General features: G+C 64.1%; 20 protein-coding genes. 2 read left to right on the top strand and 18 right to left on the bottom strand.

Going from position 1 to position 23,872, the window contains the following annotated elements; all coding sequences use genetic code 11:
• Positions 1 to 11: 11 nt before the first annotated feature.
• The 4 genes from fdhE to fdnG all read right to left on the bottom strand — a co-directional run bounded on the left by fdhE (position 12) and on the right by fdnG (position 5,838).
• A complete protein-coding gene (gene fdhE, locus AAFN84_RS03380) occupies positions 12 to 929 on the bottom strand; it encodes a formate dehydrogenase accessory protein FdhE (RefSeq protein ID WP_347513096.1) in 918 nt (305 codons plus the stop codon).
• 109 nt (positions 930 to 1,038) lie between these two features.
• Positions 1,039 to 1,770: a formate dehydrogenase subunit gamma gene (locus AAFN84_RS03375; protein ID WP_347513095.1), complete on the bottom strand. Its 732-nt coding sequence runs from the start codon at positions 1,768 to 1,770 to the stop codon at positions 1,039 to 1,041.
• Entirely contained in the window at positions 1,767 to 2,744 is a 978-nt protein-coding gene (fdxH, locus tag AAFN84_RS03370) for a formate dehydrogenase subunit beta (protein ID WP_347513094.1), read from the bottom strand. Before fdxH ends, AAFN84_RS03375 begins: the two co-directional genes overlap by 4 nt.
• Positions 2,745 to 2,757: 13 nt before the next feature.
• On the bottom strand, positions 2,758 to 5,838 hold the full coding sequence (gene fdnG, locus AAFN84_RS03365; protein ID WP_347513093.1) for a formate dehydrogenase-N subunit alpha: 3,081 nt from the start codon (positions 5,836 to 5,838) through the stop codon (positions 2,758 to 2,760).
• A 190-nt stretch (positions 5,839 to 6,028) separates the two neighbouring features.
• Here fdnG and selD point away from each other — a divergent pair, with 190 nt between their 5' ends.
• Complete coding sequence (gene selD / locus AAFN84_RS03360; RefSeq protein WP_347513092.1) at positions 6,029 to 7,099, top strand: selenide, water dikinase SelD; 1,071 nt, start codon at positions 6,029 to 6,031, stop codon at positions 7,097 to 7,099.
• A gap of 39 nt (positions 7,100 to 7,138) precedes the next feature.
• The gene (locus tag AAFN84_RS03355) at positions 7,139 to 7,723 is read left to right on the top strand and encodes a hypothetical protein (protein WP_347513091.1); all 585 of its coding nucleotides are present in this window, start codon (positions 7,139 to 7,141) and stop codon (positions 7,721 to 7,723) included.
• A 12-nt stretch (positions 7,724 to 7,735) separates the two neighbouring features.
• Here the strand turns inward: AAFN84_RS03355 and AAFN84_RS03350 are convergent, their stop codons facing one another.
• The 14 genes from AAFN84_RS03350 to AAFN84_RS03285 all read right to left on the bottom strand — a co-directional run bounded on the left by AAFN84_RS03350 (position 7,736) and on the right by AAFN84_RS03285 (position 23,850).
• The gene (locus tag AAFN84_RS03350; RefSeq protein WP_347513090.1) at positions 7,736 to 9,442 is read right to left on the bottom strand and encodes an ABC transporter ATP-binding protein; all 1,707 of its coding nucleotides are present in this window, start codon (positions 9,440 to 9,442) and stop codon (positions 7,736 to 7,738) included.
• A 75-nt stretch (positions 9,443 to 9,517) separates the two neighbouring features.
• Positions 9,518 to 10,054 (bottom strand): DUF805 domain-containing protein, encoded by a 537-nt coding sequence (locus AAFN84_RS03345; protein WP_347513089.1) that lies wholly within the window; start codon positions 10,052 to 10,054, stop codon positions 9,518 to 9,520.
• Between the two features lie 157 nt (positions 10,055 to 10,211).
• Entirely contained in the window at positions 10,212 to 12,164 is a 1,953-nt protein-coding gene (gene fhuB / locus AAFN84_RS03340) for a Fe(3+)-hydroxamate ABC transporter permease FhuB (RefSeq protein WP_347513088.1), read from the bottom strand.
• A gap of 5 nt (positions 12,165 to 12,169) precedes the next feature.
• Entirely contained in the window at positions 12,170 to 13,039 is an 870-nt protein-coding gene (locus tag AAFN84_RS03335) for an ABC transporter substrate-binding protein (RefSeq protein WP_347513087.1), read from the bottom strand.
• A gap of 3 nt (positions 13,040 to 13,042) precedes the next feature.
• A complete protein-coding gene (locus AAFN84_RS03330) occupies positions 13,043 to 13,834 on the bottom strand; it encodes an ATP-binding cassette domain-containing protein (RefSeq protein WP_347513086.1) in 792 nt (263 codons plus the stop codon).
• Positions 13,835 to 13,840: 6 nt separating this feature from the next.
• Entirely contained in the window at positions 13,841 to 16,027 is a 2,187-nt protein-coding gene (locus AAFN84_RS03325) for a TonB-dependent siderophore receptor (RefSeq protein ID WP_347513085.1), read from the bottom strand.
• A gap of 149 nt (positions 16,028 to 16,176) precedes the next feature.
• Positions 16,177 to 17,076: an AraC family transcriptional regulator gene (locus AAFN84_RS03320; RefSeq protein WP_347513084.1), complete on the bottom strand. Its 900-nt coding sequence runs from the start codon at positions 17,074 to 17,076 to the stop codon at positions 16,177 to 16,179.
• Positions 17,077 to 17,342: 266 nt separating this feature from the next.
• Positions 17,343 to 17,582, bottom strand: coding sequence for a DUF2188 domain-containing protein (locus AAFN84_RS03315; protein ID WP_347513083.1), 240 nt, complete (start codon positions 17,580 to 17,582; stop codon positions 17,343 to 17,345).
• 96 nt (positions 17,583 to 17,678) lie between these two features.
• Positions 17,679 to 18,887 carry a chromate efflux transporter gene (gene chrA / locus AAFN84_RS03310; protein WP_347513082.1) on the bottom strand — a complete coding sequence of 403 codons (1,209 nt, stop codon included), beginning with the start codon at positions 18,885 to 18,887 and terminating at the stop codon, positions 17,679 to 17,681.
• Positions 18,888 to 18,983: 96 nt separating this feature from the next.
• A complete protein-coding gene (locus AAFN84_RS03305; protein ID WP_347513081.1) occupies positions 18,984 to 20,225 on the bottom strand; it encodes a four-carbon acid sugar kinase family protein in 1,242 nt (413 codons plus the stop codon).
• 1 nt (position 20,226) lies between these two features.
• On the bottom strand, positions 20,227 to 21,507 hold the full coding sequence (locus AAFN84_RS03300) for a ribulose-bisphosphate carboxylase large subunit family protein (RefSeq protein ID WP_347513080.1): 1,281 nt from the start codon (positions 21,505 to 21,507) through the stop codon (positions 20,227 to 20,229).
• Position 21,508: 1 nt separating this feature from the next.
• Positions 21,509 to 22,048: a VOC family protein gene (locus AAFN84_RS03295; protein WP_347513079.1), complete on the bottom strand. Its 540-nt coding sequence runs from the start codon at positions 22,046 to 22,048 to the stop codon at positions 21,509 to 21,511.
• A 9-nt stretch (positions 22,049 to 22,057) separates the two neighbouring features.
• Complete coding sequence (locus AAFN84_RS03290; protein WP_347513078.1) at positions 22,058 to 23,335, bottom strand: TRAP transporter large permease; 1,278 nt, start codon at positions 23,333 to 23,335, stop codon at positions 22,058 to 22,060.
• Positions 23,332 to 23,850, bottom strand: coding sequence for a TRAP transporter small permease (locus AAFN84_RS03285; RefSeq protein WP_347513077.1), 519 nt, complete (start codon positions 23,848 to 23,850; stop codon positions 23,332 to 23,334). Before AAFN84_RS03285 ends, AAFN84_RS03290 begins: the two co-directional genes overlap by 4 nt.
• Between the last annotated feature and the right edge of the window lie 22 nt (positions 23,851 to 23,872).

Below are 23,872 nucleotides of genomic sequence, written 5' to 3'. Positions count from 1 at the left end.
GCGATGCCCAGTCAATACCCAAGCAGGAACGGATTGAACGCACCGCGCCGGAACTTGGTTTCTCGCATCAGAAGATCGATGCCGAGGCTACCGACATCGTCGGCGAAGGGATCGAGCGAGACGTCCTTCTGCTGATTGAGCATCTTGACGTAGCAGCCACACTCGCTGCAGGTCTCCGCCTTGATCGTTCCCGGCCCGTCTTCGATCTCCTGATAGCGGATGCCTTTGGTCGAGGAACAGATCGTGCATTTGATGCGCACGTGATGCCACAGCGTCGCGCACAGCGCGCACGAACAGAAGCGGGCACCGCCCGCTTGCGGCCATCCGACGATGAGAGAGCTTACCGGCGGTCCGCCGCAAGCCGGACACGCGCCCTCGCCCACCGATGTCAGCCGCCGCTCGGGCAGCCTCGATGCGGCGCGGACGAAGTGAAGCTGCAGTGCCGCGGCCACATAAGCATATTCCGCCATCGCGTCGGCCGGCACGGAATCGGCCATCAGGTCGGCGACCGCGAGTGCCATGCGGCCATGATCGTAGGCACGCACCGCAGCGAGTGAAGCTTCCGCCGCGGCTGGCTTATCGATCGGCTCCAGCCTGCCGAAGAGCATGTCGCTCAATGAGACGAAATCGTCGTCAGGCCGAAAGGCGTTGCGGTCGAGCGGCGGCATGCCATGCTCGAGCGCACGATCGAGCGTCCGCTCCTCCATGGGCCGGCCGGCCGGCAAGGTTTCGGCAAGCGCCTGCTGCGCTTCGGCGATCGCCGCGAGAAAGCCCAGATACGGACCGATCCCGTCCGCTCCGGAAAGCTGATGGAAGCGTTTGGCGCGGCGCTCGAACAGGCGCATCGGGTCAGGCACCCGCGCGAATGGCGGCGTCTTCACGTCGCCGATGGCAGTCATGTCTCCGGCAACGGGAATCTTACGCGGCATTCATTCCTCCCCGAGCCACCCACCACGTGCGGCAGAGGCGACGCGGCATTCTATGACGCGGCCCGGCACAATGTCACGCAGGGCAAACAACGTCGCCGATCTGGACTGCCTACTTGGTCTGATCGTCGCGCTTTCCATAGGCGGCCAGCGCTCGCAGCCATTTGCGATGATGCCGCCACGCCCATCCACCGCTGACATTGCCACGCGTCATGGCGCGCAGCGTTCCCGCGACCCAGAAGGCGGCATAGACGTGGATGATCCACACACAGATGATCGCAACCGCGGCAATCGCGTGCACCAGCACCGCGACGCGCATTTGTTCGACGGTCAGGTATTGCGAGAAATACCGTTCCCATACGCCCAGGCCCGAGACAATCAGGATGACGATGAGGATCGACATCGCCCAGAAGACGAATTTCTGCCCGGCATTGTACTTGCCGACTTCCGGAAGTTTCTCCTCGTTGCCCTTGAGCACGTCGCCGATACGCGCCGCCCACTGGGCATCTTCACGCGCCGGCAGGTTGAGCCGGAAGAACCGGATGAACAGGCCCAGGAACGAGAAGAACAGTACCACCCCGATCCACGGATGGATCATCCGTGTGATCTGTCCGCCGCCGAAAAGCGCCGTTAGCCAGTAGAGCGAGGGGTGGAACAGGGACAGGCCGGTAAGCGCCAGCAGGATCAGGCTGATCGCCGTGATCCAGTGGTTGATCCTCGCCCATTTTCCGTAGCGATCGACGACCACCGCGCGGCCGACACGCAGACGGTCGCCACGGTCGATATCCTTCTTGCTGACCTCGGGTGTCTGCCGATTGTGTCCCTGGAGCGTGCTGTCGGTCATGACAGGGTCTCCTTGCTCGGGTCGAGCGGTTCGGCCCCCGGTGCGTGTTCGGCCAGGCGCCGTGCTTCTTCGTCGTCCTCGACCGTGACGCGGTTGCGTCCCGACACGGCCAGATGCACGAAGCCGGCGGCGGCCGCGAAACCCATCACCGCGAGACCGGCATATTTGGTCACGCCCTTCCAGGCCTCGACGAGCGGCGAGATGCGCGGGTTGTCAGGCAGCCCTGCATAAATTGACGGCTTGTCGGCATGGTGCAGCACATACATCACATGCGTGCCTCCCACGCCGGGCGGGTCATATAGTCCCGCATTGGCATAGCCGCGCGACTTCAGGTCTTCGATCCGCTCCGCCGCGTGCGCCTTCATCTCTGTCTTGGTACCGAAGACAATCGCCTTGGTCGGGCATGCCTTGGCGCAGGCCGGCCCCTGCCCGACCGCGATACGGTCGGAGCACAAGGTGCACTTGTACGAGCGGTTGTCGACCTTGGAGATACGCGGGATGTCGAATGGGCACCCCTTCACGCAATAGCCGCAGCCGATGCAGTTTTCCTTCACGAAGTCGACGACCCCGTTGGAGTATTGGACGATTGCACCGGGCGCGGGACAGGCCTTGAGGCAGCCGGGATCGGCGCAATGCATGCAGCCATCCTTGCGGATCAGCCATTCGAGATTGTCCGTCTCCGGGTTCACCCATTCGGTGAAACGCATCAGCGTGAACGTGTTGGGCGTCAGGTCGTGCGGATTCTCGTAGACGCCGGTGTTGACGCCGACTTCCTCGCGCAAGTCGTTCCATTCCAGGCACGCCGCCTGGCAGGCCTTGCAGCCAATGCACTTCGACACGTCGATGAGCTTGGCGACAGGCTCGAGCTGGCGCTCGGGTACCGGCACCGAAGACGCTGAGCGCCGGATATAGTCCTGTGGTCCCATCGTCTGCTGCGTGTCCGGCGCGACGGGCGGATTGACGTTGATTGTCATGGCCGATCCTCCCCTATGCCGTCGCCGGTCCGCTGGACGGCTCGATGTTGACCAGGAACGCCTTGAATTCCGGCGTCTCGATGTTGGCGTCGCCGACGAACGGCGTCAGCGAGTTGGGGCCCATGCCGTTCTTCGCTGCGCCGGTGAACCCCCAGTGCAGCGGGATTCCGACGATGTGTACCGGTTGGCCATCGCAGATCAGCGTCTGGATGCGCTTGGTCACCACCGCCTTGGCGTGAATGGAGCCACGCTTGTTCCAGACCCGGCACCAGCCGCCCTTTTCGATGCCCTTTTCCTCCGCCAGAGCTTCCGATATCTCGACGAAGAACTCCGGTTGCAGGACAGCATTCACCCAGACGTGCTTCGTCCAGTAGTGGAAATGCTCCGTCAGCCTGTAGGACGTCGCCGCGTAGGGAAATTCCGATGCATCGCCGAAGGTTTGCCGGTCGCTTTCGAACACCCGGGCCACCGGATTGCCACGGATCGCAGGCGCGATGACGTTGGCGATGGGCGACTCGAACGGTTCGTAGTGTGCCGGGAACGGTCCGTCGCGCATCATGCCCCTGGTGAAGAGCCGTGACTGGCCCTCCGGGTTCATGATGAACGGCCCCACTTCGCGCGGATTCGCCGTCGGCGCGATGTCGGGCACGTCATAGCCTGACCACTTCGCACCATCCCACTCGATCAGCTTGCGATCGGGATCCCATGCCTTGCCGTCGAGATCTGCGGAAGCGCGATTATATAGGATGCGCCGGTTCGCAGGCCATGCGAAGGCCCAGTTCAGATAGGCGCCGGTGGCGTCGGGGTCGCTGTTGTCCCGTCGCGCCATGTTGTTGCCGTTCTGGTTGAAGCACCCGGAATAGATCCAGCAGCCACAGGCCGTCGATCCGTCAGCGCGCAATGCGGCGAAGCCCGGAAGCTGCTGGCCGGCGGCAATCTGGACCGTGCTGGCATCGTTGGGATCGCGCAGATCGCTGACGGCATAGCCGTTCAGTTCACGTGCGATCTCGTCCGCCTTCGGGTCCTCCGGATCGGCATATGGCCAGTGCAGGTTGAGGATCGGGTCGGGAAACGGTCCGCCCTCCTCCTGATAGAGCTTCTTCAACCGCAGGTGAAGTTGCGCAATGATCCAAGTGTCGTGTTTGGCCTCGCCGGGCAGGTTCTGGGCAGGCCAGTGCCATTGCAGCCAACGACCGGAATTGACCAGCGCGCCTTCGTCCTCGGCAAAACAGCTCGTGGGGAGCTGATAGACCTCGGTCTGGATCGCGCCGGAGTCGACGTCGTTGAACTCGCCATGGTTCTCCCAGAACCGGGACGTTTCCGTCTCCAGCGGATCCATCACCACGAGATAGGTGAGCTTCGACAGCGAACGCGTGATCTTGCCGCGATCCGGGAATGACATCAACGGGTTGAAGCCCTGGCAGAAATAGCCATGCATCTGCCCCTGGTCCATCATCTCGAAGGCCCGCAGCACGTCGTATGCCGGTAGGTCGAGCTTCGGCAGGTAGTCATAGGCGAAGTCGTTTTGCGCGGTCGCCGCCGAGCCCCACATCGCCTTCTGGAAGGAGATGAAGAACTTCGGATAGTTCTGCCAGTAGCTCATCTGGTTCGGGCGGAGCGGCTTGAACCCGCGCGAGCCGATATAAGTGGCGTAGTCGACCTCGCGCTCGGTCGGGATGTTGAGATATCCCGGGATCAGGTTCGACATCAGGCCGATGTCGGTCAGCCCCTGGATGTTGGAATGCCCGCGAAGCGCGTTCATCCCTCCGCCGCGTACGCCGATATTGCCCAGGATGAGCTGCAGCATCGCCATCGAGCGGATGTTCTGCGAGCCCTTGGAATGCTGCGTCCAGCCCAGCGCGTACATCGACGTCATCGTCTTCGTCGGCGTGGAGCATTCCGAGATCATCTCGGCGACTTTGAGGAACTTGTCCTTTGGCGTGCCGCAGATGCGTTCGACCATCTCGGGCGTGTAGACCGCGATGTGATCCTTCAGCAGGTTCCAGACGCAGCGCGGATTCTGCAAGGTCTCGTCGATGACGGCATACCCGTCCTCACCGATCTCGTAGTCCCAGGTTCCCCTGTCGTATTCGCGCTTCTCGGCGTCATAACCGGTGAAAAGCCCGTCCTGGTAGGTGAAGCCTTCCTTGACGATGTATCCGGCATTGGTGAACGCGTTGACGTAGTCCCACTGCACCTTGTCGTTGTCGATGCAATATTTGATGACGCCAAGCAGGAACGCGATGTCGGTCCCCTGCCGGATGGGCGCGTAATAATCAGCAACCGATGCCGAACGCGTGAACCGCGGATCGACGACAATGAGTTTCGCGCCACGGTTCGCCTTGGCCTCCGTGACCCATTTGAAGCCGCATGGGTGGGCTTCGGCGGCATTGCCGCCCATGATGACGACGAGGTCCGTGTTACGGATGTCCGTCCACGAATTCGTCATTGCACCACGACCGAAAGTTGGAGCCAGACTGGCTACCGTGGGGCCGTGTCAAACGCGCGCCTGATTGTCGAACGCGACGATGCCTGTCGAGCGTACCGCCTTGTAGGTGAGGAACGCCGTCTCATTGGTTGTCGCCGATGCGGCGAGGAAACCCGTCGTCGTCCAGCGATTGACCGGAACGCCATCCATGTTGCGTTCGATGAAATTGGCGTCGCGATCATCCTTCATCCGGCGCGCGATGCCGTCCAACGCCTCGTCCCAGGAAATCTCCTCGAACGCGTCGGAACCGGCACGGCGCACCTTCGGTGTCGTCAGCCGGGTCTCCGAATTGATGAAGTCCATAAGCGCCGCACCCTTGGGGCACAACGTTCCACGGTTTGTCGGGTGATCGACGTCGCCTTCCAGGTGAACGGCCTGCGCCGTTCCCTGGTCGATGTCGCCCTTTGAGTAGATGATGACGCCGCAGGCGACCGAGCAATAGGGGCACGTGTTGCGGGTCTCGGTGGTCCCGGCCAACTTGTAGGGCCTCAGGCCCTCCACGAAAGCGGCTTCAGCCTCGCCGAAGCCGAACGCGCCCAGCGTAGTCGCCGCGACACCCGCGCCAGCTCCCTTCAAGAAGCTGCGCCTGGAGATTTCCATGTTCATGAAGAGGCCTCCCTCTGTACTCTAGCCGCCCAAAGCAGACCGGGTATCGAGGATGCTACAGCCGGGCCCGAGTCCTGTCAAAAGAACTAAAATATGACTGAATGCGTCATGTTAAAGTTGTTTTTTCTGATGACTGTACGTTTTGCCGTGGTTGGGTAAGTATCGTAACCGCAACACTAGGGAGGTCTATGTGCACGCCCCTGTCGACGAGGTACGCCTGACCAGCCTTGCTCATGGCGGCGGCTGCGGTTGCAAGCTCGCCCCGGCCGTCCTGCAGGATCTGCTGAGCGAAATGCCCCGCTCCGCCCCTTTCGCCAATCTTCTGGTGGGGACCGAGACGGCGGACGATGCGGCCGTCTGGGATCTTGACGGCACGACGTCGATCATTGCCACGACCGACTTTTTCATGCCGATGGTCGACGACCCCCATACTTTCGGCCGCATCGCGGCGACGAACGCGATCTCGGATGTCTACGCGATGGGTGGGACGCCGATCTTCGCGCTGGCGATCGTCGGCATGCCGATCGACAAGATGGATCCAGCCGACATTTGCCAGATTCTCGCCGGCGGCGCCTCCATCTGTGCCGAAGCGGGCATTCCCGTTGCCGGCGGCCACTCGATCGATTGCCCCGAACCCGTCTATGGACTGGCCGTGATCGGCACCTGTGCGACGAGCCGCATCAAACGCAATTCGAGTGCGCGGGCTGGCGACGCCTTGATCCTCACCAAGGGCATCGGGATCGGCGTCTATTCCGCAGCGATCAAGAAGGATCGGCTGTCCGATCGCGCCTATGAGGAAATGGTTGCCTCCACCACCTTGCTCAATCGCATCGGCCCGCGACTGGCCGCCAACGCGGCCGTCAGCGCGGTCACCGACGTCACCGGTTTCGGCATTCTCGGCCATTCCCTCGAAATGTCGCGCGGCGCTGGCGCGAGCGTCCAACTCTACCTGGAAGCGCTGCCTTTGCTGGACGAAGCCGCCGCCCTCGCGCAGGAAGGCTGCGTGACGGGCGCGTCACATCGCAACTGGAACAGCTATTCGGATGCCGTGACCCTGCCGGATGACCTCGCCGACTGGCAGCGGCACCTCCTGACCGACCCGCAGACCTCGGGTGGTCTGCTGGTCGCGGTGGCCAGCGAGGAAGCCGAGAAACTCGTCGGCGACATACGCGGCAGCGGATTTCCGCGCGCGGCCATCGTCGGCTGCGTCGAGGCAGGCGCCCCCGGGGTACGGGTCGTCAAGCAACGAAAACCCGTGTGAGATGTTTATCGTCCACCGATAGCGGAGGAGAGCACTGGCATGAAACGCTTCCTGTTTGCATTGCCCCTGGCGGGCACGATGATGATGACCGCGCCGCTTGCTTTTGCGCAGTCGGCGCCTCCGACGGGAAATGACGCGCCGACTGCGGCGGTTGAGGAGCAGCAGGACATGGATGACGCAGCGCGCGGCGACTGCGTCGACTTGTCGAGCGCCGTTGCCCCAACGAAATCGGCCCGTGAACTGCATGATTCGCTGGATGATGCCGCGCCGGATCACGAGGCGTCAGCCGAAGAGACTGCCTCGGCAGATACCGACGACGTGGAATCCGCAGGCTCGGAATCGGAGACACAGCCGGTAGCGGGTGCAGATTCCGGTACTGCGCCGGGCGGATCCGGCTCCACCGGCTGGACCGGCGGGCTCGGCGGCTCAGATATCGGCACCAGCCAGTCGGAGGAGCTTGACTCCTCGCCGCAGCAAAATCATCCGCAGGTCGCGTCTGGTCTCGACCCGATCAGCGGCGAGACTGCGATCCAAGGGCCTCAGGCGCCTTCCGAGCCGGACGAAGACGCGGCGGTGACCCCGACCGCGCCCGACGAAGACGAGATGGCAAGCGCGGACTGCTAGGAAATCAGATCATCAGCCGACCGCGTGCAGGAGGCTGTAGACGCCCCCGCGCTTGATCAATTGGTCGTGCGCACCCTCTTCGACGACACCGGACTTGTCTATGACCACGATGCGGTCCGCACTGCGGATGGTCGCGAGCCGATGGGCGATGACGAGCGTCGTGCGGCCTTCCGCCAGTTCGGCGAGAGACCGCTGGATTTCACGTTCGGTCTGGGTGTCGAGCGACGACGTCGCCTCGTCGAGGATCAGGATGGGCGGATTCTTAAGGAATATCCGTGCGATCGAAAGCCGCTGCTTCTGCCCGCCGGAGAGCTTCACCCCCCGCTCGCCGATCACCGTGTCGAGGCCCTCGGGCAAGGACTCGATCAGCGAGTCCAGGCGGGCACGCTTTGCGGCCTGCTCGATCTCCTCATCGCTGGCGTCGAGCCGCCCATAGGCGATATTCGCACGGATCGATCCGCCGAACAGGAACACGTCCTGCTGCACGATGCCGATCTGTGCCCGCAAGGAAGCCAGCGTCATGTTGCGCACGTCGATGCCGTCAATGCAGATCGTGCCGTGCTGCACTTCATAGAACCGTGGCAGCAGCGAGCATAGCGTCGTTTTCCCGGCGCCCGACGGACCAACAAACGCAATCGTTTCGCCGGCATTGATGTCGAGATCGACATTCTGCAGCACCGGGCGGTCGGCATCGTAGCCGAAACCAACGCCCCTATAGGTGATGTCGCCCTTGAGACTTTCCACCGCACGCGCGCCGGGTCCGTCGCTGACGTCGGGCTCGGTATCCAGCAGCGCCAGGTACCGCTGGAAACCGGCGATGCCCTTGGGATACGTCTCGATCACCGCGTTGATCTTTTCGATCGGGCGAACGAAGACATTGACCAAGAGCAGGAAGCCGACGAAGCCGCCTGCGGAAAGATCGCCACCGATGACGAAGTAGCTGCCTGCGATCATCACGACGAGCTGGATCAGCCGCATCGACATGTAGGACAGCGAGGTGCTCGCGGCCATGATCCTGTACGCCGCCAGCTTCGTGGTCCGATAGCGGGCATTGTCGCGCGCGAACAGCGACCGCTCGAAGTCCTCGTTTGCGAAGGCCTGCACCACCCGCATGCCGCCGATGTTTTCCTCCAGCCGCACGTTGAAGTCGCCGACCCTCCCGTACAGCGCCTGCCATGTCTGGGTCATGCGGCCGCCATAGCGGGCGGTCACCCATGCCATCACCGGCACGATCGTCGCCGTGATCAGCGCGAGCGGCAGATGCACCCACGCCATCAGCGCGAAGGCGCCGATCAGCGTCATGATCGCGATAAAGAGGTCTTCCGGCCCGTGATGCGCGACTTCGCCGATCTCCTCCAGATCCTTCGTCATACGGGCAAGCAGGTGGCCGGTCTTGTTCTCATCGTAGAAGCGAAAGGACAGTTTCTGGAGATGGTCGAACGCCTTGCGGCGCATTTCCGTCTCGATGTTGATGCCGAGCATGTGGCCCCAATAGACCACCACGGCCATAAGCACGGTGTTGGCAACGTAGAGCGCCAGAAGGCCGAGCGCGCAGGCAAGGATCAGGCCCCACTGGCTCGTCGGCAGCAGGTCATCGACAAACCATGTGACCGCGAGCGGAAACCCCAGCTCGAGCAGGCCGGCAAGCACCGCGCACGAGAAGTCGAGGGCGAACAGGCCCTTCCATTGGCTGTAGTAGCTGAAGAATCGACGGATCATGCCCGTCTATCGCGCCGGCGCGGTTGGGCGTCAATGCACGCCCATGCCGATTTTACGCAGAAGTGCCGTCCCGCGTCACGACAGCCCACGACGCCCGAAGGTTCCAGGCTGGCCGTTTGTAAATCGAGGTCCTGCGCCCCGCGCCGCGGATATGGAATTGCCGGCAATTGCAGGCTCGATCGAGAAACCGCCGAGCCGACCGCCGGGCACCGACTCGCCCTCTTCCCGCCGGCCGTCGTTTCGTGATGGTCTGGACCCATAGTCGTTGCCGCCGTTGGACCCGGGTACGAGAAGCATATAGACGATCCACCAGAGGGCGCCCACCAGCGGAATGAAGGTGACCAGGTACCACCATCCCGACATGTTGCAATCATGGAAGCGCTTGGTCGACAGCGCCAGTGTCGACCATAGGACGAACAATGAGACCGGCGCCCCCAATCCCGCCGCAACCGACTGGTCTGGCACCGCGCCGAATGGATTGGCATGGTAGTATACCATCAGCGCGGCGATCGTCGCCAGGATCATGAAGATCTGCACGATCAGGCCCGACAGGTAGGTCAAACGACCGATACGCCCGTCGAACGCGAACAAGAGATAAAACAAGCGGTCCATTGTTGCCTCCGTATACGTGTCTATACTGGAGGATGGGCAGTTAATTTTCATGGAAGCAATGATATCGGTCTTCACACTATGGTTGACCGCGAGCGGATGAAATCGTTTCCATCTTCACGATTGGCGAAACGATAAGCATGTGCCGTTCGCGAGGCGCTCAGGCGCGCGATGGCGTTCCCCTGGAAAGCAGATAGACGAGATAGGGCCCTCCCAGCAGCGAGGCGAACAGCCCGACCGGCAACTGGTAGGGAAATGCGACGGTGCGCGCCAGCCAGTCTGCGCAGACCAGAAGCAAGGTACCGAGAACGGCGGATCCGAAAAGATGGTGGACGGCACGATTGAGCCCGATCAGGCGCGCAAGGTGCGGGGCAATAAGGCCGACGAAGCTCAGCGGCCCGACGAACAGCGAGGCGGTCGCAGTCATCAACGCGGCCAGCACCATCATCGCAAGGCGGGCGCGCGCGAGCGGCACGCCCAGGCTTGATGCGGTAGCGCCTCCAAGCGGCAGGATGTTCAGCCAGCGCACTGCCGGAGCGGCGAGCCCCAGGAACAGCATTGCCGCAGCCATCGAGGCCGCCGCATGCAGCGGCTGCGCTTCGCTTGTCGAGCCGGTCAGCCAGCGCAGCAGCGCGTAAGACTGCATGTTGCCGAGCGAGATCACTGCGGTGATGACCGCGCTGCAGGCCGCCCCGACGGCGATGCCGCCAAGCAGCATGCGCTCGGGGCCGAAACGCCCGGATGCGGCGACCAACAGCACCAGAGAAAGCGTCGCGAGTGCCCCGATCGCTGCGCCGGCAAATTGCGGCCCTAGCCCGGCGCTAACGTCGGCGGCCAGAACCGCCACAAGGCCAACCCCGGCACCCGCCCCGACGCCCAGCACTTCAGGGCTGGCAAGCGGATTGCCGGTCAGCCGCTGCAGGATCACACCCGCTGTCGCCAGCATGATGCCGCAGGCAGCCGCGACAAGGATGCGGGGATAGCGCCATGGCGCAAGATCGGCGAGCAACGCGCCGTGCGCTATCTCGATTCCCTCGGGGCCGCTGCCCACGATCACAGCGACCAGTCCCACCCCGACGGCCGCGCCTGCGGCGAGCATGACAATGCGCCACGGCTTTCGTGACCTTCGCACGGCCGCGACAGGTTGCGACAACGACGGCCATTCCATCATCCGCAGTCGCGGCAGGATCCACAGCAGCAGCGGTCCGCCGAGCAGTGCGGTTGCCGCGCCCGTCGGTACGCGCTCCCCGCCCGTTCCAGACAGGAGTTGCACCATGCCGTCCGCAAGCCACAGCAGGATCGCGCCGATCACCGGTGCCGCCACCAGGCGCTGGCCGAGCGTTCGCGCGCCACAAAGCCCCGCCAGCGCCGGCGCCGCGAGACCGACGAAGCCGATGACCCCGACCCTTGAGGCCACGGTGGTGGCAATTCCCACCGCAAGCGCGATCGCGCCGAGGCGACCCGCATTGACCGCGACGCCCAGCCCCTTGGCTGTGCTGTCGTCGAGGCCGAGCACCGAAAGCGGCCGGATCATCAGCAACGCGACCGCATAGCCCACCGCCAGCATGCCGCCGATCGCGATGGTGGGCTCCCAGCTCTGCTGAACAAGCGAGCCGCCGCCCCAGATAAAGATCGAGAACAGATAGTCGCCATTGGCGAGTATCAGCGCGCCGCTGAGCGAGGTGGCGGTCAGCGCGACCATCATGCCGGCCAGCACCACCGACACCGGCTCCAGTCCTCTTCGCCAGTTCAACGCGAGGACCAGCGACACCGCCGCGATACCGCCGGCGAATGCGACCGCACCGGGAGACCAGGCCATCAGGAACGGCGCATGCAGGGTGGCCAACGCCATCGCAAGTTGCGCGCCGGCCGATATGCCCAGCGTCGACGGCTCGGCGAGTGCGTTGCGCAGCACCCGCTGGAGCAGCAAGCCCGACAGCCCCAGTGCGGCGCCGGCGAGGATCGCGACCGCGGCGCGCGGCAACGTCGAATACAGCAGGATCACGCGCTGCAGGCCGAGGGGATCGTCCGCGCCGGGCCAGCCGGCATGCAGGCGCACGGCAAACAAAAGCGTGGCGAGAAGCCCAAGCGCCGCCCACAGGGCAATCGCCATACGCCTCATGCGGCCGGCCAGTTCTGCAGCGCTGCGGAAATCAGCCCGGCAAAGCGCCGTGCCGATGGCAAACCGCCAAAATGGTTGATGGGCGGCAGGATCGCGACCCGACCGTCGCGCGCCGCCGGCAGCGCGTTCCACAGCGCGTTGCGCGGCAGTTCGCGACCGACCTCCGGTGGAAGCGGCTCGATCACGACGATTCCGGCGTCGGGTACGCGCGCCAGTGCCTCGATGCCCACCGGTGCAGCCGCGCTGTAGCTGGTTGGGTCGATCCAGGCGTTGCGCAGGTCCAGCCGCGCGAGCACGTCGCCGAACATGGAATCGGCCCCGAATGCCCGGAAGTGACGGGAATCGCCAAGACTTATGACGAACACCGGCCGTGCCGCGTGACCGGAGACCAGGCGCCGGGCGTTCGCGAGATCACGGCCGGCTTCAGCGATCAAATCATCGGCGGCGTCGCGAATACCGAGCACCTCGCCCAGACGCCGCGTCGAGTCCGCCAGCAATGCGTAGGGCGGCCGCCCGGCCTCGTAGCTTGGCAGGCTCAGCACGGGCGCCACGCGCTCCAGCATAGGTCGCTGATATTCGTAGAACTGCGAGATCACGATCAACTCCGGCGCCACGAGGCGCAGCATCTCGAAATTGGTCGTGCCGCGCAGCCCCAGATCCGCGACCGTCGATGGCGCCGCAGGCTCGCGGACGATCTGCCGATACTGTCGTAATTCGCTCGCCGCAGCCGGCACCACCCCCATCGCAAGGCAGGTCTCAAGCAACGCCCAGTCTATGACCGCAAGGCGAGAGGGCGCTGCGGCGATGCCGGGACCGGCCAGCGCCGACGCCGCGAAGCCAAGAAGCGTGCGCCTGCTGATCGACATGGCTCAGACGACGTAGCCGAGCGGCTGCCCGGTAGCCGGATGCGGCAAGATACCCATCGGAAGGCCGTAAAGAGCGCCGAGCGTCTCGGCCGTGACGAGTTCTGCCGGCGTACCACGGGCGGCGACGCGGCCGCGCTTGAGCGCGACGATCTCGTCGCAATATCGCGCCGCCATGTTGACGTCGTGCAGGACGACGATCGCCGCGACGCCCCGCTCACGGGTCTGCGCGCGCACCAGTTCGAGCATCTCTGCCTGATGGGCGATGTCCAGCGCCGAGGTCGGCTCATCCAGGATCAGGAAGCGCGTATCCTGTGCGAGCATCATCGCCAGCCAACAGCGCTGCCGCTCTCCTCCCGAGAGACTGTCGACCAGCCGCTCGGAAAAATCCGTCAGGTCCGTACGCCGCAGCGCCTTGGCAACCTTCGCGCGATCATCGTCGGAAAACCGGCCCAGGGCGCCGTGCCAGGGGAACCGCCCAAGCGCGACGAGTTCCGCCACACTCATGCCGTCGGCAGGCGGCGTGAACTGGGGCATGTAGGCGACCGTGCGGGCAAACTCGCGGTCGCCATAGCTGCCGACAGGCCGTCCGCACAGCGTAAGCACCCCACCCGAAGGCGCTTGCTGGCGCGCGAGAAGCTTGACCAGCGTACTCTTGCCCGATCCGTTCGGCCCGATGATGCCGACCATGGAACCGCCATGGATGTCGAGCGCCAGAGGCGACAGGATCGGCGTCTCATCGACGGCGAAGGACAGCGCCTCGGCGCGATAGAGCGGCTCGCCCGCGCCTTCAGCCATCGCGCCTCACCATGTGGCGTGCGCGCGCAGCTTGAAGGAACGGCCTTCGCCGTAGGAGCAGGTCACCGCCGTCTGGCAGCTTGCGACATAGGTTTCGTCGAAAAGGTTGGTGACGTTCAGGTCAACGCCCCAATTGTCGCGCGCATAGCCGATCTTGAGGTCCACCAGCGTGGCGTCCGGCACCTTCAGGGTGTTGGCGTTGTCGGCCCAGGACGAGCCGAGATAGCGCACGCCACCGCCGACGGAAACGCCATCGTACCAGGCATCGCCGCGGAAGGTGTAGTCGGCGGAAAGCGACGCCATCACCTCCGGCACGATGAATGGCGTATTGCCGATCAGGCTTACATCCTCGTCTTCGGTGATCTCGATGTCGTAGGCGGTCAGCGCCGCGGTGACCTTGAACTGCTCGGTGATGTTCACCTTCGCCTCTGCCTCGAAGCCGCGCGAGCGCACCTCGCCGGTCTGAAGCTGGGTGAACGCCGTGACGTTGGACGGCACGTTCTGGCGCGTCAGGTCGAAGACCGAGAAGGTGAAGAGCCCATCCATGAAGGTCGGCACGTATTTCACGCCGGCCTCGAACTGGACGCCTTCCTCCGGCTCGAACAGGTCGCCATTGGCATCCGTACCGATGATCGGATTGAAGAAGGTGGCGACGCTGGCATAGGGCGTGACGCCGTTGGCGAATTCGTAGGCGAGGCCGGCGCGTCCCGAAAGCCGCCCGTTGCTGCGCTCCTGGATCAAATCCTGGTCCGGCGAATAGTAGGTCGCCATGTCGTGCGCCTCGAGCCAGCCATGGTCATAGCGGCCATTGAGCGTGGCGAGCCAGCCGCCGCCGAAGCGGATCTGGTCCTGCAGGTAGAAGCCGAGCTGCTGCTGGGTCAGGTCCTGGTTCAGATAGCTGACGCGATCCGTCAGCGCCGCGCCATAGACAGGGTCGAAGGCATCGATCTGCGGCGTCGTGCCGAACAGCGCCGAGGACTGGACCTGGTCGATGTTGTAATATTTGTAGTCGATGCCGGCCAGGATGCGGTGTTCCGCCGGACCGGTCACGATCGTGCCCTCGATCTGGTTGTCGATCAGGAACGTCGTCGACGTGGTGTCGTGGCCGAAATTGATACGGTTGAGGCTTGTCGCATCGGCCCAGCCGTCCGGATAGATGCTGACCTCGTCGACATTCGCCACGCCGAAGCGGGCCAGCGAACGCACCTTCCAGTCATTGTCCAGCGTATGCTCGAATTCATAGCCAATCGACGCCTGCTCGCGCTCGTAAAGATCGACGGACGGCTCGGTGAAATTGGCATCGCGGTCGATGCGACCGTAATTCACGCCGCCGAAGATACGGTCGACGACGGTTCCTTCATAGGGCAGGAAGCTGCCGCCATTGTGGTTCTCGTCGATGTGCGTGTAGTTGCCCAGCAGCGTCAGGCTGGTCTCCTCGTCGCGCTTCCAGGTGATCGACGGCGAGATAAAGCCGCGCCATCCGTCCTGGTAGTCGCTGTATGTATCGCCGCCGGCGATCCGGCCGGTCATGCGCATCGCGATGGTGTCATCGACGACGTCGCCGATGTCGAAGCCGAGATAGGCGTTGCCGGCATCGTTGACGCCGGTTTCCACATAGCGCTTGCGGGCAAATTCCGGACGCTTGCTGACGTAATTGACCATGCCGCCGGGGTTGGAACCGCCATATAGGACCGACGCCGGCCCTTTCAGCACCTCGATGCGCTCCAGGCCGAAGCTGTCGACATAGAAGCCGCCGAAGCCGTAGCTGAAGAGCTGCAGCCCGTCCATGTACGCGCCCGTCGCCGTCGCCTGGAAGCCGCGAATGAACATCCAGTTCGTGTCGCTGTCCGGACCGAAGGGCTGAGAGAAGACACCGGCGGTGTAGCGAAGCGCCTCATCGACCTTCTGGGCGCCCTGATCGTCGATCTCCTCACGGCCGATGACGGAAACGGATTGCGGGATTTCCTGCAGCGCGGTCGCGCTCTTGGCACCGACGCGCGACGTCTTGGCGACGACGCCCTCGACCGGGCCGACGCCACCCGCTTCCTCAGCCTCGCCGCCCTGCCCCTCGACCACGAGCCTCTCGAGTTGCGTCACGTTGCCGTCCTGGGCCTGCGCAATGGACGACGCGATGATGGCGACGGCCGCGACACTGCCCGCCAGTCCGGAGCGAAGATGGAAACCGATGGTCATGTTACCCCCAGATCAAGTCGATACCGGCACCCACCGGCTTCAAACTTGACTGCTTATTTCCACTTAAGGGCGACGGCTTGTACAGTCTTGGCAAAATTGAGCATTCTTGGTCCCAATTGTAGCTTGCAGCGTTGAGTGATGCAGGATTGTCACTCTCCGTCGCCTCGATTTTCGCGCTTCCACGACGCCGGGGTCGTGCCCGCCACCGATCGAAACACGCGGTTGAAATGTGCCTGGTCGGCAAATCCGCATTGCGCCGCCACGGCACTGACAGGCTGGTCGGACCGCGCCAGCATCTCCTGGGCCTTGGCGATCCGGACCTGCATCACCCAGCGATGCGGCGGCACGCCGGCAGCCGCCTTGAAAGCATGACTAAAGTAGGTGTCCGAAAGGCCGATCAGCCGCGCCAGGTCGCTCAGCCGGATCGTCTCCAGGCAATGAGCGTCGACATGGTCCATGACCAACCGCAATTGCGCGCGCGACAGCGCTGGCCGGCGCTTTCGCGTCTCTGGCCGCACGTCGAAGAGCACTGCAAGTAGCGCATTCGTCAGCCCGTCGAGGTAAAGGTCGTGGCAAGGCTCATCCGCCTCGAGCGTCGCGGCAATGAGGCGCGCCAGCGTCGCAATCCGTTCGTCTTCGAGGCCAAGGCGCGGTTCGACCAGGTTCTCTCGCCTCAGCGCACGTCCGAACCGACGCCTGATGGAGACTTCGCTCATGTGCAGGTCGAGATGCTTGATGCGCGTCAGCCCCAACGCCTCGCCGCGTACCTCCTGGTCCGCCGGAATGTAGCTCATCGAGTAGGGAAGCTCATGCGCGTAGCTTCGCGCGCCTTCGTCCATGCGAAGCAGGAAGCGTCCGTGCCCTTTCAGGTCCATCGGGATGAAGAGGCGCGGGTCGGGCGACAGATAGGTGCCGTTGGCGCTCGCGCTGCATTCGACCTCCCAGATGTCGGCGACGATACCCGCCCACGCGCGCCATTTCAGTTCGCCGACGACAACGAAGCCTTCGATCTCGCTGTGCATGCGGGGGCCGAAAGGTTTGGTCTGCACCGGGCGGATCTCCTGGCGGGGGCCTTCATTGCCGCCCCCTCGCCCACCCTATAAGCCAAACATGATCATGTTAGTCAAGTTTTAGGGCTGGATGAGATCTCCGGCCCGAGGCTTGCGTATGAACCACCGCCGAATTTATCGATGTCCAAGCGATTCACCGCCATTGGCGAGAAGCGTGCGGCCTGTCCAAGGGCGAGCATCTTGCGGTCGCCTACTGGCGGCGCGGCGCCTTTCTTGCACAGGTCCGCGAAACCGGAATCGCGATATCAACCATCCTCGACGTCGACTTGTGGCCTGTCGTCGCCACGGGCCACTTCCTCGTGCCACTCACCTTTGGCGTCTTCCCAGGTAATGCCTGCCGAATGCCCCGGCTGCTGTTGCTCCACGGCGACGCGCCGCGCCGCAGCCAATGCCGCATCGTGGCTTGGAAAGGTCTCGGAATAGACGTCGCCAAGCTTGTAGGCCCAGCCGCCGTCATGTTCGACGATATGATAGGTGACTTTCATGGATCGGTTCCCTTCAGATGCTCCGGAACATCAACGCACGGATCATGATTGAGTTCTTGCGCAGATGTTTCAAGCCTCGCCTTGAGACGCGGCGCGTTACAGCGTCACGAAACCAACGAGACCGGCGGCAACCACCACCGCCCATGACGGCACCTGCCAGGCGGCCAGCGCGACGAACGCCGCTGCCGCGATCGCCATCGCGGTTGGCGAGGCGATACCCTGCGTGAAGACCGGATCGTAGAGCGCGGCGGCCAGCAGCCCGACGACGGCCGCGTTTATGCCCATGAGCGCCTTGCGGGCGGTAGACGATTTTCTCAATCCGTCCCAGAAAGGCAGCCCACCCAGTATCAGCAGCGCCGACGGCACGAAAATCGCGATCAGCGCGATCACGCCTCCCACAACCTCATTCGGCGGTGTCTGCTGAACGGCGCCGAGATAGGCGGCAAAGGTGAAGAGCGGACCGGGAACCGCCTGTGCAGCGCCGTATCCCGCAAGAAACGCCTCTCGCCCCACCAACCCGGTTTCGACCGTTTCGGCCTGCAGAAGCGGCAGCACCACATGGCCGCCGCCGAAGACGAGCGCGCCGGCGCGATAGAAGCCATCGACCATGCGCAGCATGCCATCGTCGGTGGCGGCAGCCAGCATCGGCAGGCCGGCAAGCAGCACGAAGAAGATCAGCAGATAGATCGCGCCGGCCCTACGGCCAACGGGAACGGCAAGGTCGTCATGCGCCCCGTTTCCAGTGTCGCTGGCCGGCAACCACGCCAGGCCGATCAAGCCTCCGGCCACCAATACGGCGACCTGACCGACCGCTGTCGGCATCAGCATTGCCACAACCATGCCGAGAACGGCGATGGTGGCGCGTTCACGGTCCGGTGCTAGGCTTCTTGCCATGCCCAGCACGGCATGCGCGACAACCGCGACCGCCGCTGCCTTCAGTCCCGCGATCCAACCGCTGCCGCCCTCGCCGCCGAGCGCCGACGCCCCATATGCAAACGCGATCAGCAGCATCGCGGACGGCAGCGTGAACCCGATCCACGCCGCCAGCATTCCGGCATGGCCCGCCCGCTGCAGGCCGAGCGCCATGCCAACCTGGCTCGATGCGGGACCGGGCAGGAATTGGCACAATGCGACGAGGTCGGCATAGGCCTGCTCGCTCAGCCATTTGCGCCGTACGACGAAGGCGTCGCGAAAATAGCCCAGATGGGCGATAGGGCCGCCGAATGAGGTCAGCCCGAGGCCGAGAAAGGCGATGAACACCTCTCCAACACTGCCCCGCTGGCGTGTTTCGGACGCCAAAGTCATGGGCGACGTTTCCGGCATGAGAGTGAAGAAGCGCGCATCGATCGCCCGTTTTTGGAATCGTGATGCAGCAAAGCCTATCGGCATGACGCTGAGATGTCAGCCTGTCGCGAAGCGTTCGAACAGGTCTGCTTCCCCGACCTGCCCGCCCTTGAGAAGTAGGCGCGCTCTGTCGAGCGTGCTGCCGGGCGCATGCCCCCTGCAGATCGCGACACCACTGCCGGCGCGTGTCTCGAACGAAAGGCTGCGGAAACCGAGCTTCTGGACCACCGCGCTCGACGTGTCGCCGCCGGCGACAGCGATGGCACCGACAGGCTGCCGCGTGAGAATGTCCGCAGCCAGCGCAGCGATCCATTCGGAGAGTTCGGTGGCGGAAAGGCCGTAGTCGGCGTCGGGCTGCAGATGCACCAGAACGTTGGTCCCGTTGGCAAGCATTGACGCACATTGCCCGGCAAGCGCATCGGCGACGGCGAGCGAGGCACGATCGAGCGGCACCTTGGCAAAGCTGCGCGCCCGCTCCACCTGTGTCGCCGTCGCGGCGGATCGGCTGCCGGCGATCACCAGCCGCGGCCCGGGCACCGGCTGGATTGCCGCATCGCCGATGTCGACGTGGCGTGGCGGCGCAGGGTAAACCGCCTCGGCGACGCTGCTGGCTCCGACGACAAGCAGCGGTCTTTCAGTCCGTGCAAGGCCGCGCAGGGCTTGCCCCAGCCGATCGATATCGTCACCGTCAGCCGCGTCGGCAAGGATGCGGGCATGCTCCTGAAGGCTCCGCGCGATTTCGTCGAGCGGCTGGCCCAGCGCGCGATGTGGCAGCAGCGCCATCCCTTCCAGTCCCTGGTTGGCGAGATGCCGGCGAAGGTCTGCTTCCGCCATCGGCGTCACGGGATGGCGGCTCATGATAGGGTGGCGGTCGATGCGGTGGACGCCGCCGTCAGGCGCTCTTGCGAACAGTGTCCCCTCGAAACAATACCGGCCAAGGCTTGGCTGGCCGCCGAGCACGATCGTCCGGCTCGGCGACAGCGCCGCCTCAAGCGCAAGCACTGCCTGCCCGATGCTGCCGACATGCGGCGCGGAATCGAATGTTGAGCACACCTTGTAGTGCACGATACGCGGCGACAGGGCCGAAACGACCGGCCCCAGAACCGCGAGCCGCTCCGCGATCTCGCCGGGCGTACGTGCCCTTAAATCGGTTGCTATACCTACGGCGTCCAACCCGGCTGCGTCTCCCGGCGTCGGGTGAACCATGAACAACCGGGAAGGCACGCCGCGCTCGGAAAGCGTCGCCAACGTGTCCGACGCTCCGGTAAAATCGTCTCCTATGAAGACGTAGTCGGCCATCTCATCGCCCGAAGAAGGCAAGCGCTGCCTGAAGTTCCGGCCGCGCGGCCGCGGCCTCCGCCAGGTCGCGCCCTTCCGATACCGCCTCCCACGCCTGGCGCAGGCTCTTTACGCCGGCTGCCGGACCATCGGGGTGCGCCAGAATTCCGCCTCCGGCCATGAACATGAAGTCTCCCGACCCGGTCGCCTGCGCCGTCACTGGCAACGTGCCGGCCCACTGGCCGGAGGAGAACGCCGGCATCACGATGTCCGAGCTATCGGCGGCATCGGCAGCAAGAGGCTGCAGGCAGCGTCGTGCCCCGGCCTCGACTTCGGCGGGCTGATCGGAGAACTTTCCACCGATGCCGTGCACATGCATGTGGTCCACCCCGGCAAGCCGATACAGCGCCTGATAGGCGTCGAAGCCAATGCCCAGCAGCGGATGGCGCGACAGCGCGCCGAAGCCGTTGCGATGGCCGTGAATGGCAAGCGGCGTTGCGCGCCGCAGCGTCTGCATAGCGGAAAGGCCGCACCAGTTGAGACTGGCCATTACGCACAACCCGCCCTCACGCTCGACGAGTTCGGCATGGCGGCGCATGGCATCGGTCTCATCGGTGATGTTGAATGCAACCATCACCTCCTTGCCGGTTCGATCACGATGCGCGCGCACCACTTTCATCACCGCCGGCACGCGTTCCGCCAGCGGCGCGTGGTCGGGGTTGGCGCAAATCTCGTCATCCTTGATGAAGTCGACGCCCGCCTCGCACAGGACCGCGACGAGTTCCGCGATCTCGTGCGACCGAAGACCAACGTTCGGCTTGATGATCGTGCCGAAGATCGGTCGATCATGAACACCCAGCAGCTTGCGCGTGCCCGAAACGCCCGCCAGCGGCATCTCGAAACGGGCGCGGTAGTGCTGCGAAATCGCGATGTCGAGCAGGCGCAGGCCGGTGACCTCTCCGAGGTCGTACAGGTTGCCGGCAACCGTTGCGGCCAGCGTTGGCAGGTTTGCACCCATATTGGCGACCGGGAACGAAACCGTCACCTTGGCGCGCCGCCACGGCCCCTGCGTTCCCTTGCGCTCAAGCCACGCGCTGGTGAGGCTCGGGGCGTCCACGCTTTCGATCTCCTCTACCGACAGAACCTCGGCTGCCGCGCGCTCGCGCAATTCGTCGGTCTCGCCGGCGACGCGGACGAATGTACCGCAGCTCTGCTCGCCCGCCATGATCGCCGCGATCCTGGCCGGCTCCAGCGGCGTCTCGATCAGGTAGTTCGCCTCTATGCGATCGTCGCGCACCGGCATCTCAGATCGCCGAGAGGTCGGGGAAAGGCCGGACCGGATCGTTGCCGTCCCAGCCTTCGGACGCCGCGCGGATCATGTCAAACATCCGTCCCTTTGGCCCCATCACTTCGGAAAGCTCAATCACCGTGCCCGGATGCGCCTCCTTGTCGAAATAGACGAAGCGGCCATTCTCGCCGACCTTGCCGCTCATCTTCGGCGCAAACCCCTGCGCTTCCATCCGGGCGAGGTCCTCGTCATACGACTGCGTCCAGAAGGCGACATGCTGAAGGCCGAGCCTGCCGGCCTGGCGAAAGTCGCGATACATGGACGGCGCGTCGTTGCGGCACTGGATCAGTTCCACCTGTATGAAGCCGCTATTGGCGAGCGCCACCGAATTGTGCGGCTCATAGGAGTTGCCGTCATATCGGTAGTCTTCGATCGGCACCTTGGGATTGTAGAACCACGGACCGACGCCCATGACCTCATGCCAGTGCGTCATCGCCGCTTCGATATCGTCGACCACATAGCCGAGCTGACGGATCGCACCCAGAAACCTGCTCATGAAAATTACCTACTGCGACAGAAGATTGGGGAGCCACGTCGAAACGGCGGGTATTGCGGACACCACCAGCAGCGACAGGACGAGAGGAACGAAGAACGGAAGAACCCCGCGCACCACCGAATGCACCGGCATCTTGGCGATGATCGAGACCATGTAGAGGCTCATGCCGACCGGCGGCGTCAGCAGCCCGATCATCAGGTTGAGCACGAACACGATGCCCAGTTGCAGCGGGTCGACGCCCGCCGCATGCAGTGCCGGTGCGACGATCGGCGCGATGATGAGGATCGCTGCGATCGACTCCAGGAACATGCCGACGACAAGCAGCAGCAGATTGACCAGCAGCAGAAGCACGAGTGGATTGTCGGAGAGCCCGAGAAGGAAACTTCCAGCGACTGCGGGGACGCGGTCCAGCGTCAGGACCCAGGCAAACACCGCTGCCGTCGCGACGATGAAGAGAATGCCCGCCGTGGCTTCCGCAGTCTCGCGCAGGCTCTCCCAGACCGCCTTCAAGGTCAGTGTGCGATAGACAAGAAAGCCGATCAGCAGTGCGTAGGCGACAGTGACCCCGGCGACCTCCGTCGGTCCGAAATAGCCGCTGAGCAGGCCCCCGATAAGCAGGATCGGAGCCGCTAGCGCCGGCAGTGAGACGAGCGCCTTCTTCGCGATTGCGGGCAGCGACGGGCTGACCGTGTCACGTGGGAGATCGTAGAGACGCGCCATCACCGCCACCTGCGCCATCAGCAGAGCAGTGATCAGCAGCGCCGGCACGATCCCCGCGACAAGGAGCTGCACCGCCGAGACATTGGTCACGCTGGCGTAGATGATCAACGGTATCGAGGGTGGAAAGATTGGGCCGATAGTGGCTGCAGCTATGGTGATACCCGCGCCGAAGCGTCGCGTATAGCCTTGCGCCACCATCTGGTCGATCTGGATCTTGCCCAGCGCACCGATGTCGGCCAGCGCCGCGCCGGAGACACCCGAGAAGATCAGGCTGACGAGAATCGAGACCTGCCCGACGGCACCGCGGATGCGGCCCACGACAAGCCGCACGAGATCGAAGATGTGTGTCGTCACGCCCATCGCATTGAGAAGGCTCGCCGCGAGAATGAACAGCGGCACCGCCAGCAAGGGCGTCGAATCGAGCGCGTTGACCGCCCGCTGGACCAGCACGTGGACGGGCAGGTCGAAAAGCACGATCGCCAGCGCCGACGAAAGCCCGAGCGCTACCGCGATCGGTGCGCCGACCACCAGCGCGACGAAGAAGACGATGATGAGGACGATGCTCATGGAAGGACCTTGTCGGCCTGCGGCAGCGGTTGGTTGCGCACGAGGCCGACCACCCGCACGGCCGATATCACCGCAAGCAGGAAGAATCCGACGATCGCGGGCGAATAGAAGACCCAGTTGGGTATGCCCAGCGACGGGCTGGCGAATTTCCATGCCCGCCCGAGAAATGCGTAGAGCCCCCAGAGCGCGATCGCGGCGAAGGCGAGGATTAGGATTTCGGCAAACAGGCCGACCCATCGCCGCGCGGGGTCCGGCAACAGCATCGGAACCATGTCCACGGCGACGTGCTGTCCGCGAAGAGCAAGCAGCGGCACGCACAGGAAGACGATCGCCACGCCGCAGAAGCGGGCGAGTTCGTCGGCCCATGGCATGCCGGTATCGAAGAGGTTGCGGCCGACCACCTGGCCGACGATGAGCGCGCACATCAGCGCCAGGAGCAGCATGGAAACGACACGGCAGCCGATCGCCACGCCTTCCAGTGCCCTTCCGCCCGCGACGTCCGTCTCGCCGTTCATGGCCGCAACCTCCCTTGGCGTC

Source organism: Mesorhizobium sp. CAU 1741, from assembly GCF_039839275.1.
Taxonomy (GTDB): Bacteria; Pseudomonadota; Alphaproteobacteria; order Rhizobiales; family Rhizobiaceae; genus Aerobium.
Note: the sequence above shows the minus strand (reverse complement) of the source record. Positions and strands in the feature narration are given on the sequence as shown.

Bases quoted from the DNA above. Each gene is read 5' to 3' on its own strand.
- fdhE (WP_347513096.1), bottom strand. From the start codon at position 929: ATGCCGCGTAAGATTCCCGTTGCCGGAGACATGACTGCCATCGGCGAC.
- AAFN84_RS03375 (WP_347513095.1), bottom strand. From the start codon at position 1,770: ATGACCGACAGCACGCTCCAGGGACACAATCGGCAGACACCCGAGGTC.
- fdxH (WP_347513094.1), bottom strand. From the start codon at position 2,744: ATGACAATCAACGTCAATCCGCCCGTCGCGCCGGACACGCAGCAGACG.
- AAFN84_RS03355 (WP_347513091.1), top strand. From the start codon at position 7,139: ATGAAACGCTTCCTGTTTGCATTGCCCCTGGCGGGCACGATGATGATG.
- AAFN84_RS03350 (WP_347513090.1), bottom strand. From the start codon at position 9,442: ATGATCCGTCGATTCTTCAGCTACTACAGCCAATGGAAGGGCCTGTTC.
- AAFN84_RS03345 (WP_347513089.1), bottom strand. From the start codon at position 10,054: ATGGACCGCTTGTTTTATCTCTTGTTCGCGTTCGACGGGCGTATCGGT.
- fhuB (WP_347513088.1), bottom strand. From the start codon at position 12,164: ATGGCGATTGCCCTGTGGGCGGCGCTTGGGCTTCTCGCCACGCTTTTG.
- AAFN84_RS03335 (WP_347513087.1), bottom strand. From the start codon at position 13,039: ATGTCGATCAGCAGGCGCACGCTTCTTGGCTTCGCGGCGTCGGCGCTG.
- AAFN84_RS03330 (WP_347513086.1), bottom strand. From the start codon at position 13,834: ATGGCTGAAGGCGCGGGCGAGCCGCTCTATCGCGCCGAGGCGCTGTCC.
- AAFN84_RS03325 (WP_347513085.1), bottom strand. From the start codon at position 16,027: ATGACCATCGGTTTCCATCTTCGCTCCGGACTGGCGGGCAGTGTCGCG.
- AAFN84_RS03315 (WP_347513083.1), bottom strand. From the start codon at position 17,582: ATGAAAGTCACCTATCATATCGTCGAACATGACGGCGGCTGGGCCTAC.
- chrA (WP_347513082.1), bottom strand. From the start codon at position 18,887: ATGACTTTGGCGTCCGAAACACGCCAGCGGGGCAGTGTTGGAGAGGTG.
- AAFN84_RS03305 (WP_347513081.1), bottom strand. From the start codon at position 20,225: ATGGCCGACTACGTCTTCATAGGAGACGATTTTACCGGAGCGTCGGAC.
- AAFN84_RS03300 (WP_347513080.1), bottom strand. From the start codon at position 21,507: ATGCCGGTGCGCGACGATCGCATAGAGGCGAACTACCTGATCGAGACG.
- AAFN84_RS03295 (WP_347513079.1), bottom strand. From the start codon at position 22,048: ATGAGCAGGTTTCTGGGTGCGATCCGTCAGCTCGGCTATGTGGTCGAC.
- AAFN84_RS03290 (WP_347513078.1), bottom strand. From the start codon at position 23,335: ATGAGCATCGTCCTCATCATCGTCTTCTTCGTCGCGCTGGTGGTCGGC.
- AAFN84_RS03285 (WP_347513077.1), bottom strand. From the start codon at position 23,850: ATGAACGGCGAGACGGACGTCGCGGGCGGAAGGGCACTGGAAGGCGTG.